Origin of the sequence: Pseudomonas sp. CBZ-4 (assembly GCF_000346755.1) — a bacterium.
Classification (GTDB): Bacteria; Pseudomonadota; Gammaproteobacteria; order Pseudomonadales; family Pseudomonadaceae; genus Aquipseudomonas.
In genome coordinates this window covers 1-12,199 of sequence record NZ_ANNV01000089.1, presented here as the reverse complement: position 1 = coordinate 12,199, position 12,199 = coordinate 1, and the positions used below count along the sequence as shown (strand labels likewise).

The 12,199-nt window shown below is 63.0% G+C and carries 10 protein-coding genes; 4 read left to right on the top strand and 6 right to left on the bottom strand.

What is annotated here, in order from left to right; genetic code table 11:
• Window positions 1–108 precede the first annotated feature (108 nt).
• From B348_RS0110960 to B348_RS0110950, 3 genes are read left to right on the top strand one after another with little or no spacing between them, the layout of a single operon-like run.
• Window positions 109–2,010: a sensor histidine kinase gene (locus tag B348_RS0110960; protein WP_017736170.1), complete on the top strand. Its 1,902-nt coding sequence runs from the start codon at window positions 109–111 to the stop codon at window positions 2,008–2,010.
• On the top strand, window positions 2,007–3,344 hold the full coding sequence (locus B348_RS0110955; RefSeq protein WP_017736169.1) for a sigma-54 dependent transcriptional regulator: 1,338 nt from the start codon (window positions 2,007–2,009) through the stop codon (window positions 3,342–3,344). Before B348_RS0110960 ends, B348_RS0110955 begins: the two co-directional genes overlap by 4 nt.
• Entirely contained in the window at window positions 3,344–3,679 is a 336-nt protein-coding gene (locus tag B348_RS0110950) for a GlpM family protein (protein WP_017736168.1), read from the top strand. Before B348_RS0110955 ends, B348_RS0110950 begins: the two co-directional genes overlap by 1 nt.
• A gap of 108 nt (window positions 3,680–3,787) precedes the next feature.
• Here B348_RS0110950 and B348_RS0110945 read toward each other — a convergent pair whose 3' ends face one another.
• The 6 genes from B348_RS0110945 to B348_RS0110920 are packed head-to-tail and all read right to left on the bottom strand — an operon-like array spanning window position 3,788 to window position 11,126.
• A complete protein-coding gene (locus B348_RS0110945) occupies window positions 3,788–5,185 on the bottom strand; it encodes a sigma-54 dependent transcriptional regulator (protein ID WP_017736167.1) in 1,398 nt (465 codons plus the stop codon).
• A complete protein-coding gene (locus B348_RS0110940; protein WP_017736166.1) occupies window positions 5,175–6,944 on the bottom strand; it encodes a HAMP domain-containing sensor histidine kinase in 1,770 nt (589 codons plus the stop codon). The genes B348_RS0110945 and B348_RS0110940 overlap by 11 nt, the downstream gene beginning before the upstream one ends.
• Entirely contained in the window at window positions 6,944–8,068 is a 1,125-nt protein-coding gene (locus tag B348_RS0110935; protein ID WP_017736165.1) for a GNAT family N-acetyltransferase, read from the bottom strand. The genes B348_RS0110940 and B348_RS0110935 overlap by 1 nt, the downstream gene beginning before the upstream one ends.
• A gap of 31 nt (window positions 8,069–8,099) precedes the next feature.
• Entirely contained in the window at window positions 8,100–9,041 is a 942-nt protein-coding gene (locus B348_RS0110930) for a carboxylesterase (RefSeq protein WP_017736164.1), read from the bottom strand.
• Entirely contained in the window at window positions 9,038–10,432 is a 1,395-nt protein-coding gene (locus tag B348_RS0110925) for an aspartate aminotransferase family protein (RefSeq protein WP_017736163.1), read from the bottom strand. Before B348_RS0110925 ends, B348_RS0110930 begins: the two co-directional genes overlap by 4 nt.
• On the bottom strand, window positions 10,425–11,126 hold the full coding sequence (locus B348_RS0110920) for an HAD-IB family phosphatase (RefSeq protein WP_017736162.1): 702 nt from the start codon (window positions 11,124–11,126) through the stop codon (window positions 10,425–10,427). Before B348_RS0110920 ends, B348_RS0110925 begins: the two co-directional genes overlap by 8 nt.
• Window positions 11,127–11,343: 217 nt before the next feature.
• Here B348_RS0110920 and B348_RS0110915 point away from each other — a divergent pair, with 217 nt between their 5' ends.
• Window positions 11,344–12,114, top strand: a complete 771-nt coding sequence (locus tag B348_RS0110915) for a MipA/OmpV family protein (protein ID WP_017736161.1) — start codon at window positions 11,344–11,346, stop codon at window positions 12,112–12,114.
• Window positions 12,115–12,199: the final 85 nt, after the last annotated feature.

The window sequence follows — 12,199 nt, the reverse complement described above, 5'->3', positions numbered from 1 at the left end:
CCTCGGTCTATCAGTGGCACCGAGGCGATCCTATCGCAGGCAAGCCAGCTCCCACATAAGCAGGTTCGCGGCGGGGCCAACAGCTCTGGTTGACCCAAGGCATCTGTGATGAAATGCGACCCCAACCAATTTCGCGCCGCACCGCCATCACTTGCCGTGAAACCACGCTTGATCCGCCAACTGTTCCTGCCGCCGTTGATCATCGCCCTGATGATCGGCCTGGGTTATGTCGGCTTCTGGATCAGTGACTACTATGGCATCCGCACCCTCAGCGACAACGGCGAACGCCAGTTGGAGCTGCACGCCCGCACCGTCGAAAGCGAGCTGAGCAAATACACCTACCTGCCCAGCCTCCTTGAGTTGGAGTCCAGCGTTTCCAAACTGCTGGCCGATCCGAACCAGGAAACCCGCAAGACCGTCAACGACTACCTTGAAGGCCTGAACCGACGCAGTCGCAGTCGGGCCATCTACGTGATGGACACCACCGGCCGTGTGCTGGCCACCAGTAACTGGCGCGATGCCGACAGTTACCAGGGTGAAGACCTGTCCTTTCGCGCCTATTTCCAGAACGCCGTACGCGGCCAGCCCGGGCGCTTCTACGGCATCGGCAGCACCAACGGCGAGCCCGGCTACTACCTGGCCCATGGCCTGGAAGAACACGGCAAGATCATCGGCGTGGCCGTGGTCAAGGTGCGCCTCGAAGCCCTGGAAGAGCGCTGGCAGCGCGCGCGCCTCGAAGCCTTTGTCAGCGACGAGAATGGCATCATCATCCTCTCCAGCGACCCGGCCCGGCGCCTCAAGGCCGTGCGCCCGCTGAGCGATGACACCAAGGACCGCCTGGCCCACAGCCTGCAATATTACTGGGCGACGCTCAACGAGCTGGAGCCCCTGGCCCGCGAGCGTCTCAACGAAGGCACCGAGAAGCTCACCTTCCCCGCCAACAGCGAAGTGGTCAACGACGAGCACGAAGTCAGCTACCTGGCGCAAACCCGCCCGCTCAACGACACGCCGTGGAACTTCACCCTGCTCACCCCGCTCAACGACCTGCGCCGCGCCGCGATCAACCAGGGCATCCTGGTGGCCGTGGCCTTTGGCCTGGTGGCGTTCCTGCTGATCGCCTGGAACGAGCGGCGCAAGGTCATCGCCACCCGCCTCGCCGCACGGGAAGCCTTGCAGGAAGCCAACAGCCAGCTGGAGCGTCGGATTGCCGAACGCACCGCCGACCTGCGCGCCAGCAACGAACGGCTCAAGGGCCAGATCCGCGAACGGCGCCAGGCCGAAGAGACCCTGCGGCGCGCCCAGGATGAGCTGGTGCAAGCCGGCAAACTGGCCGCCATCGGCCAGATGTCCACCAGCATCGCCCATGAATTGAACCAGCCGCTGGCCGCGCTGCGCACCTTGTCCGGCAATACCGTGCGTTTCCTTGAACGCGGCGCCCTGGACACCGCCAGCGCCAACCTCAAGACCATCAACGAACTGATCGACCGCATGGGCCGCATCACCGCCAGCCTGCGCTCGTTCGCCCGGCGCGGTGACGACCAGGGCGAAGCCAACCTGGGCAAGGCCGTGGATGCCGCATTCCAGGTCCTCGGCGCACGCCTGGACAACCTGCCGCTGACCGTACACAGGGACTTTTCCCACGCCCAATTGCAGATTGATCAGACGCGCCTGGAGCAGATCCTGGTTAATCTGATCGGCAACGCCCTCGACGCCATGCAAGCCCAGCCGGCCCCGGAACTATGGCTGGACGGCAGCAGCGCCGAGGGCAAATACCGCCTGCACGTGCGCGACAACGGCCACGGCATCGACCCTGAGGCGCGCAAGCATTTGTTCGAACCGTTCTTCACCACCAAACCCGGCGAGCAAGGCCTGGGCCTGGGCCTGACCCTGTCCGCCAGCCTCGCTGCGGCCACCGGCGGCAACCTTGCCGTGGAGCATCCGGTGGGGGGTGGTACCGCCTTTGTCCTGTGCCTGCCGTTGGCAGGCGCTCAAAAAGCTGAGCCGACATGACTACTGATCCCAAAGAGCTCACCGTCCTGATTGTCGAGGACGACCCCCACGTGCTGCTGGGCTGCCAGCAAGCCCTGGCCCTGGAAGATATTCCCAGCGTCGGCGTGGCCAGCGCCGAAGAAGCGCTCAAGCGTATCGGCGAGAACTTCGCCGGCATCGTCATCAGCGATATCCGCCTGCCGGGCATCGACGGCCTGGAGTTGCTGACCCGCCTCAAGGCCCTGGATAAAAGCCTGCCGGTGGTGCTGATCACCGGGCATGGCGATATCTCCATGGCCGTCGGCGCGATGCGCAACGGCGCCTACGATTTCATGGAAAAGCCCTTCTCCCCCGAGCGCCTGGTGGACGTCGCCCGCCGCGCCCTGGAGCAACGCGGGCTGGCGCGGGAAGTCTGGGCACTGCGCCGCCAACTGGCCGAGCGCGATTCCCTGGAAGGCCGCATCATCGGCCGCTCGCCGGCCATGCAGAACCTGCGCGAGCTGATCGCCAACGTCGCCGACACCTCGGCCAACGTGCTGATCGAAGGCGAGACCGGCACCGGCAAGGAACTGGTCGCCCGTTGCCTGCATGATTTCAGCCGCCGCCACAGTCACCAGTTCGTCGCCCTGAACTGCGGCGGCCTGCCGGAGAACCTGTTCGAAAGCGAGATTTTCGGCCATGAAGCCAACGCCTTCACCGGCGCCGGCAAGCGCCGCATCGGCAAGATCGAACACGCTCACGAGGGCACACTGTTCCTCGATGAAGTGGAAAGCATGCCGATCAACCTGCAAATCAAATTGCTGCGGGTGTTGCAGGAACGCACCCTCGAACGCCTGGGCTCGAACCAGAGCGTGGCCGTGGATTGCCGGGTGATCGCCGCGACCAAGTCCGACCTCGACGAACTAAGCCGCGCCAGCCAGTTCCGCAGCGACCTGTATTACCGCCTCAACGTGGTAACCCTGGAACTGCCGCCCCTGCGCGAACGCCGCGAAGACATCCTGCAACTGTTCGAACACTTCCTGCAGCAGTCGTCCCTGCGCTTCGACCGCGCCGCGCCGGAGCTGGACAACCAGACCGTGTCGAGCCTGATGAGCCACGACTGGCCAGGCAACGTGCGCGAACTGCGCAACGTCGCCGAACGCTTCGCCCTTGGCCTGCCTGCCTTCAAGAAAAGCGGCGCCGCCGGCAGCAGCCAAGGCCTGGCCTTTACCGAAGCGGTGGAAGCCTTCGAACGCAACCTGCTGGGCGACGCCCTGCAACGCAGCGGCGGCAACCTGACGCAGGCCAGCCTGGAACTGGGCATGGCCAAGACCACCTTGTTCGACAAGGTCAAAAAGTACGGGTTGAGCCACTGATGGATCTGTTCCTGAAAGCCGCCCTGGGCGCGGCCGTCGTGTTGATCCTGGCCGCGCTGGCCAAGACCAAGAACTACTACATTGCGGGCCTGGTGCCGCTGTTTCCGACCTTTGCGCTGATCGCCCACTACATCGTCGGCAAAGGCCGTTCGGTGGAGGACTTGAAGACCACGATCCTGTTCGGGATGTGGTCGATCATTCCGTATTTTGTGTATTTGGCGACGTTGTATGTGGTGGTGGATCGGTTGCGGCTTGAAGCATCGCTGGCCGTAGCAACAGTGGCGTGGTTGATGGCAGCAACGGTGCTGGTCAGCATCTGGACACGACTCGGTTAAAAATGTGGGAGCTGGCTTGCCTGCGATAGCGGTGTGTCAGCCAAAGATGCTTTAACTGAACCACCGCTATCGCAGGCAAGCCAGCTCCCACATTTTAATCCCAGGGTGTCAGCGGACTATTTTGTCGACCTGGATACCGAGCTTCTTCAGGCGATACCAGAAGCTCCGCTCCGAAATCCCGATCTTCGCCGCAGCCGCCGCCTGCACTCCATTGCTCTCCTGCAACGCCGCCAGAATATAAGCCTTCTCCACCTCCGCCAGCGCCGCGTCCAGATCCTGCGGCACCCCCGGCCCATCACTGAGAATCGCCGCAACGCCGCCCTCGCTCGGCCGCGACGCAAACAGATAACCCGGCAAATCAATGTCCTCGATCACCGGCGTCGCCGCCACAATCGTCGCGCGCTCCACGCAGTTTTGCAGCTCACGGATATTGCCCGGCCAGTGATACGCCGCCATCGCCTGCAACGCCTCGGCGCTGAACCCGGTGATGCGCTTGCCGGCCGTGGCACTCAGGGTGTGGGCGAAGTGGCGGGCCAGCGGCGCGATGTCTTCCACACGCTCGCGCAACGCCGGCAGGGGAATCGGGAACACGTTGAGGCGGTAATACAGGTCTTCGCGGAACTCCTTGTTGGCCACCGCCTCCAGCAGGTTCTTGTTGGTGGCGGCGATCACCCGCACATCCACCTTGCGCTCGCGGGGGTCGCCCACCGGTTCGATCACCCGCTCCTGCAACGCGCGCAGGATCTTGGCCTGCAACGCCAGCGGCATGTCGCCCACTTCGTCGAGGAACAGCGTGCCCTTGTCCGCCTGCTGAAAGCGCCCTACCCGGTCCGACACCGCGCCGGTAAAGGCGCCTTTGCGATGGCCGAACATTTCGCTTTCCAGCAAGCCCTCGGGGATCGCCGCGCAATTGACCGCCACAAACGGCTTGTCGGCGCGGCTGCCGTGCTTGTGGATGGCCCGCGCGACCATCTCCTTGCCGGTGCCGCTTTCGCCGGTGAGCAGGATGGTCGCGGCGCTGTCACGCACCGCGTCCACCGCCTGCAACACGCTACGAAACGCCGGGCTGTCGCCCACCAGGCTGTCGAACTGGGCGTGTTCATCCAGCTCGGCGCGCAGGCGCGCGTTGTCGCGCAGGATGTCGCGAAACTGCAAGGCCTTGGCCACCGTGATGTCCAACTCGTCGATGTCGAACGGTTTGGCGATGTAGTCATAGGCGCCGTTGCGCATCGATTGCACGGCGTTCTTCACCGTGCTGTAGGCGGTCATCACGATCACCGGCACCTGGGGATAGCGCACCTTGATCTCGGCCAACAGCGCCGGGCCGTCCATGCCGGGCATGCGCCAATCGCTGATCACCAGGTCGATGTCTTCCTGCTCCAGCACCTTGAGCGCGTGCAAGCCGTTGCCGGCGACAAACACCTGCACCTCGCTCTGGCCCAGGGCCGAGGCGAGCAAGTCGCAGAGCTTGGGCTCGTCGTCGACTACCAGAATGTTATGCGTCATGACTGTCCTCGTCGTCTTCGCCGATAGCCGGAATGTACAGGCTGAACGTGGCGCCGGCATCTTTCTCGCTGGTGCATTCGATGCTGCCGTCGTGACTTTCCATGATCGAATAGACCTTGGCCAGCCCCAGGCCGGTGCCCGAGGCCTTGGTGGTGACGAACGGGGTGAAGATGCGCTCGATCATTTCCGCCGGGATGCCCTGGCCGCTGTCGGCGATGCTGATCAGCGTGTTGTCGCCGACGCTGCGAATCCCCAGGCTCAGGCGCCCGCCGTCGGGCATGGCGTCGATGGCATTGAGGATCAGGTTGAGGCACGCCTGCTTGAGTTGCTTGGCATCCGCGTAGATCGTCGCGCCCGGCGCCTGGTCGTCGACCTGCACATCGACATTGTGCGCCGCCAGTTCCGGCGCGCAGAAGCCGAGGATCTCGTCCACCAGCGGCCGCGCCGGCTGCAACACGCGCAACGGCGGGTTGGGCTTGGCGAAGTCGAGGAATTCGGTGATCAGCTCGTTGATGCGGCTGACTTCGCTGACCACGTATTCCAGGTGGCGCTTGTCGGTGTCCGCCAGGTCGGCACGCCGGTGCAGCAGTTGAGTGGCGGTCTTGATAATGCCCAGCGGGTTGCGGATTTCGTGGGCCAGGCCCATGGCGACTTCGCCCAGGGCATGCAAACGATCACGCCGGCGCAGTTGCGCTTCGAGGTGATGCAACTCGCCCAGGCGCTCGGTCATGTGGTTGAAGGTGCTGCTCAGCTGTGCCAACTCATCGCCGCCGCTGACCGCCACGCGGTGCTGGTAATTGCCGGAAATCACCGCATCCACGCCTTGGGACAAGTCGCGCAAGGGCCGGGTCAGGCGCCGTGACACCAACACGCCCGCGCCCAGGGACAGCGCCGAGCTGACCAGGAAGATCAACACGAACAGATTGCTCTGGTTCACCAACCCCACCAGGCTCGAATGGCGCAACAGGCCGCTGAAAATCACGCCCTGCAGATCGCCGGCGTCGTTGAAGATCGGCCAGTACAAACCGCTGTAGTTGTTGGTGAACTGCTCGCTCGGTTGCCGGGTATTGCGCATCGCCGCTTCTACGTCCTTGGGGATGCGCGAGGGGTGATCCTGGAAACGCTGGGTGGAGAAAATCTCCGAGAAACCTTTCGGGTTGGCCAGGTACAGGCGCAGGTCGAGTGAGTGCACTTCGGCCACGCTGGTGAGGAAGCTGCTGTCCAGGTAGGTCGCCACCAGCAGCAGGTAATCGACGCCTTCCTTGCTGGTTTCGAAGGTCGAGACCACGATGCCGGTGTCCACCCCCGACACGCTCACCGTTTGCAGGACCGCGTTACTGGTCAGGCTGATCTGCTTGACGATGTCATCGGAGGCCGTGCTGAACATGATCTTGTGGTCGCTGACGCGAATCAGCGCGACCACGTCGATGTCCGTCGCATCGGCAATGTCGGCGGTCAAGCGGTCGTGCTTGGCGGCCAGGCGGTCCGAGGGCGGGCTGGCGTAGCGCAGGAACAATTTGGCCATGCGTGCGTTGTCGTGAACGATGTCGCCAATCTCGTCCTTGACGATACGGGTGGACTCTTGCAGCCAGATGCGCACGTTGCTGTCGAAAATCTGCGACAGGGTGGTCGCGGCCAACTCGGCGGCGATCATCGTCGGGATCACGCTGACCAGCCAGAACGCCAGCACCAGCTTGCGCTGGACACTCCAGCGTGAAATCGCAAACGGACGGGCTTTCTGGCGGGTCTTGGTGATCATCAGGTTTCGCTTATCGCAGCAGCCATGGCAGGGTCGGAACGATCCGGTCGAATAAACAGTTTTACAAGCTTGAGCAGGCCGTTGACCAGCCGGTTGCGGTGGCGGAAGAACACACTGTTGCCCTGGAACTCGCAGCCCAGGCGCAGCTTACTGGCATACCCGGCCTGCCCGCACTCGTACAACGCAATATTGTGTTCAATACAGTAGTCCACATTGGTCAGCCAGCTGCGGAAGTACAAGTTGTAGTCGCGGGTGAATTCGACGTCATGCCCGAAGAACTTGTCCACCAGGCGGTGCTCGTCCACCAGGATCAGGTTGAACGCCACCAGGTGGTCATCCACCCAGTAGAGAACACACACCGCGCGTTCTCCGAGGCGTTCCAGCACACCGGTGAAATAGCCGGCGGGCAGGCGTTCGAACTGCAAGTCGGCGCGGGTGAGCGTGGCTTCGTACAGGCGCATGATCTCGGGCAGCACGTCGTCGATAGTGCGCCGCCACTCCACCCGCGGCCCTGGCGCGCGCAGCTTGCGGCGCAGGTCCTTGCGCGTGGATTTGCCCAGGGAGCCGAGGTAGGCGTCCACCGAGCCGTAGGGCAGCGGCAACACGCCCGTGGGCAGGCTCGGCATGCTTTGGAAGCCGGCGGCGCGGCAGCTGTCGGCCCAGTGCGGATCGTTGCTTGGCGCGTCCTTGACCGCGACGAGGCCGATGCCGAACTCATCGGCGTCCTGGCGGGCGGCGGCGAGCAGGTGCGTGAGCAGCAACGGGCGGCGCGATTCAGGCACGCTGCTGGCGAAACCCACATCGCAGCGCTCGGCCACCGGTGAGCCGAGGGCATACAAGCCCAATTGCAAAAGCCCCGGCCACAGTCGGTCCAGGCGTTCGGTCAAACGCTTGCCGGCGCCTGACACCGTGGTGTCGAGGCGGTAATGGGTGATGAACGCGGCAGCTACGGCCACCAGCGTTCCATTGTCGTACACCGCGAGGTAGCGCCATTGGAAATCCGCGATGGCGGCGTTTTCCACGGCGACGTAATAGTCCCAGTCCTCCAGCGCACCGGGAAAGCAGTCGTTCCAGGCACTGCGCTGGAGGGCCCGGATGCTCGGGAAGGCTTGGGTGGTAATCACAGATTTCCCTTACTTCTATGGCGGACACCGATCAACTGTGCGCAGCTTTTTTTTGTGGGAGCGGGCTTGCCCGCGATAGCAGTGGATCAGTCAACACCGCCATCGCAGGCAAGCCAGCTCCCACATTGACCGGTGCTGGTTTGAAGGCTGTGTGCTGCTCGACGAACTCGGCACTCAACTCAATCACCCGGCGGTATTGCAGGTCCACGGTGATCATGTGATAGCAGTTGTCCAACAGGATCTTGGTCACCGGCCCGCCCAGGTGGCGTTCGACGTAGTCGGCGTTCCAGCGGCTGGTGATGTCGTCCTCGATGGAATGCAACACCAGCGCCGGCACCTGGACCTCGGGCATGCGTTTCTTGACCACGGCGTTCATGCGGTGCAACTCGCGCACGGTGATGCCTTCCATGGTCAACAAGCCCGCCTCGCTGCTTTCGCCCTCCTTCATCTGCCGCTCGACGATGGCCCGCAGGCGTTCGTTCTTGATGCCGTACGGCGGCTTCTCTTCGAAACTGCAGATATGCACGCCGAATGGAATCTTCATCAGCAACGGCGTGAGGAACGCCAGTTTGTTGATGCTCCAACCGTCGTACTTCAAGGTGGTCGAATACATCAGCAGCCCGGCGACTTGCCCCGGGTGTTCGGCGGCCACGTACATCGACATCACCGCGCCCATGGACAAGCCGCCGACAAACACCTGCTCATGCCGCTGCCTGACCTGGACGAAGGTCTTGCGCACGCCTTCGTACCAGTCACGCCAGCCGGTGGCCTGCAAGTCGGCGTTATCGCCGCAATGCCCGGCCAGGGTGGGCACGTACACCGTGCAGTTGCCCGCCTTGGCCAGGCCCTTGGCGACCTGGCGCAATTCCGTCGGCGTGCCGGTCAGGCCGTGAATCAACAGGATCCCGACCGGACCTTCACCGAGAACGAAACCGGCATCACCTTCACCGAGGTCGATCCCGATGTTGTTCACCGTTTGGTCGCCCGCACCAGCAGTTGCTCCAGCAGCTTCAAGCCCAGGTCGATTTCCGGGTAGCTGATTTCCAGGGACGGCGCCAGGGTGATCACGTTCTTGTAGTAGCCGCCCACGTCGAGGATCAGGCCGAGTTTCTGGCCGTCCACGATCATGTCGCCTTTCATGCCTTCCTCGACCATGTAGTCCAGGGTCGCCTTGTCCGGGGTGAAGCCGTCCGGGCCGCAGATTTCGCAGCGCAGCGCCAGGCCCAGGCCATCGACGTCGCCGATGATCGGGAAGCGTTTTTGCAGGTCTTGCAGGCCTTCGAGGAAGTATTTGCCCTTGGCCATGACCATCGCGCCGTAGTCGACTTCGCTGGTCATCTTGAACATTTCCAGGCCCACCGCCGTGCCCAACGGGTTGGAGGCGAAGGTGGAGTGGGTCGAACCTGGCGGGAAGACTTTCGGGTTGATCAGCTCTTCACGGGCCCAGATGCCGCCCAGCGGGTTGAGGCCATTGGTCAGCGCCTTGCCGAACACGATTACGTCCGGCTGCACGTCGAAGTGCTCGATCGACCACAGTTTGCCGGTGCGGTAGAAGCCCATCTGGATTTCATCGCTGACCATCAGGATGCCGTGCTGGTCCAGCACCTGCTTGAGCTCGCGGTAGAAGTTCATCGGCGGGATCACGTAGCCGCCGGTGCCCTGGATCGGCTCGACGTAGAACGCGGCGTATTCACACTGATTGGTTTTCGGGTCCCAGACGCCGTTGTATTCCGTCTCGAACAAGCGCGCGAATTGCTGCACGCACTGGCTGCCGTACTCTTCCTTGGTCATGCCTTTCGGGCCGCGGAAGTGGTACGGGAACGGAATGAAGTTGGCGCGCTCACCAAAGTGGCCGTAGCGGCGACGGTAGCGGAAGCTGGACGTAATCGACGAGGCGCCGAGGGTACGCCCGTGGTAGCCGCCTTCGAAAGCAAACATCAGGCTCTTGCCGTTGGACGCGTTACGCACCACCTTCAACGAGTCTTCGATGGACTGCGAACCGCCGACGTTGAAGTGCACGCGACCGTCGAGGCCGAACTTGTTCTTCGCGTCGACCGCGATCATTTCCGACAGCTCGATCTTGCCCTTGTGCAGGTACTGGCTGGCGATTTGCGGCAGGGTGTCGATCTGCTGTTTCAGCGCATTGTTCAGGCGCGGGTTGGCGTAGCCGAAGTTGACGGCCGAGTACCACATTTGCAGGTCGAGGTAGGCCTGGTCTTCGGTGTCCCACACGTAGGAGCCTTCGCAGCGGCTGAAAATGCGCGGCGGCTCGATGTAGTGAACGGTGTCGCCGTAGGAGCAGTACTTGGCTTCTTTATCCAGAAGGATCTGGTCTTCGGCGGTAGCGATACGGATATCAGACATGGTGGAAGAGTTCCTGGTTGTCGGCAGCAGTAAAGGAGGTGGCGTTGGCGGCATTGCCCTGAGGGAGCAGCGCCAGCAATGCAGGCACTTCGGCAAAGGTGTCGAAGCGCGCGTGAGGGATTTGGTGGGCGACGCAGTAGTCGGCGAGACTGCCCTTGGCGAACACGAAGTCGGCGGTGGAGGCCACGCACATGTCGGACTTGCCGTCGCCGATCACCAGCACGCGCTTGTGGCGCGGCGTGGATTTGCACTTGCAGTTGCCGGACGCGGCACGGCAGGCGTCGCTGGCATACGGGAAGTCGATGCGCCAGCTGTTCTGGTCGACCTGGCGCAGGCGGTTGGCGAGGATCGGCAGCAAGGTCACGTAGTTGCGCGACAGGATGCGCGCGATGCCCTGCTCGATGCCGTCGCTGACCACTTCGATGGACGCGCCGAGGCCGATGACCTGATCGACGAAGTCGGGGAAGTCCGGGTCGATCTCCACGCTGTCGAAGTAGGCCAGCAGTTCGCCGGGCGTGGCCTTGATCAGCGCCAGTTGGCGGCTCAGGCATTCGCGTGAACCGATATGCCCATCCAGCCATTGCTGCTCGATGGTTTCCCACTCGGGGCCGGCGAAGCGTTGGAGGACGTTGTCGATGACATCGGTGGGAGTGATGGTCCCGTCGAAGTCGCACACGATATGCCAGTCAATCATTGCGGTTACCTTGGAGATGAGCGCGCTGTCTGCGCTTTCACAAGGGGTAGAGCAGGGACTGTGCCAACCGGCGAATCCCCAGCGGGGCTGGGCGTGCGGGCGCCTATGTGTCGTGGGAGCTACAATTTTTGTAGCTTGCTACAAACAAGATCAGTGCTTGCGCGAAGGCCGCCCTTCGCGCGTTCATGCGCGCATGTTCAGAGAAGGAAGCCGTTCCATGCATAAGGTCAGTGTTGCTGTATTCGCCGGTTTACTCGGGTTGTGGGGCGTTGCCAGCGCGGCCCGGGCCGAAGGCATCAGTGGCGAAGTGGGCGCGGGCCTCAGCTACCAACCCCACGACCCCACCGGCAGCCGCTACGAAACCCGTCCGGTGCCCTATGTGGATCTGGACTGGGGCGACGTCAGCCTGAGCACCGATGACGGCCTGAGCTGGAGCGCGCTGAATACCCAGGGGTTTACCGCCGGGCCCTATATCAATTACTTGCAGGGGCGTACGTCGAACGGCTCGCTGCAAGGCCTGCGCAATGTCTCGGACATGGCTGAAGTGGGTGGTTTCATCCAGTACGCCCCGGCCGATTTCTGGCGTGTGTATGCGCAGGTGGGCCAGGCCGTTGGCGGCGGGCGCGATCAAAGCGGCGTGCTCGGCAAGGTCGGTGGCGAGCTGGGCTACCCGCTGGGTGGCGGGATCATCGGCAGCAGCGGGCTGATGGCGCACTTTGCCGACGCGCGCCAGACCCAGACTTATTTTGGGGTGGATGCCAATGAGTCAGCGGCGTCGGGGTTTCGGCCCTATAACGCCAGTGCGGGGTTCCAGAACCTGACGCTGACGCAAAGCTTCGAGTTTCCGCTGGCGCCCAATTGGTCGTTGCTGACCAGTGCGAGCTGGGTGCACCTGGTGGGTTCGGCGGCGAACAGCAGCATCGTCAAGGACACGGGCGATGTGAACCAGGGGCAAGTGCAGACCGCCATCAGCTACAAATTCAACTGACTCACCGCAGAGCAAAAAATGTGGGAGCTGGCTTGCCTGCGATGGCGGTGGATCAGTCAGTACAGCAGTAACTGATAGACCGCTA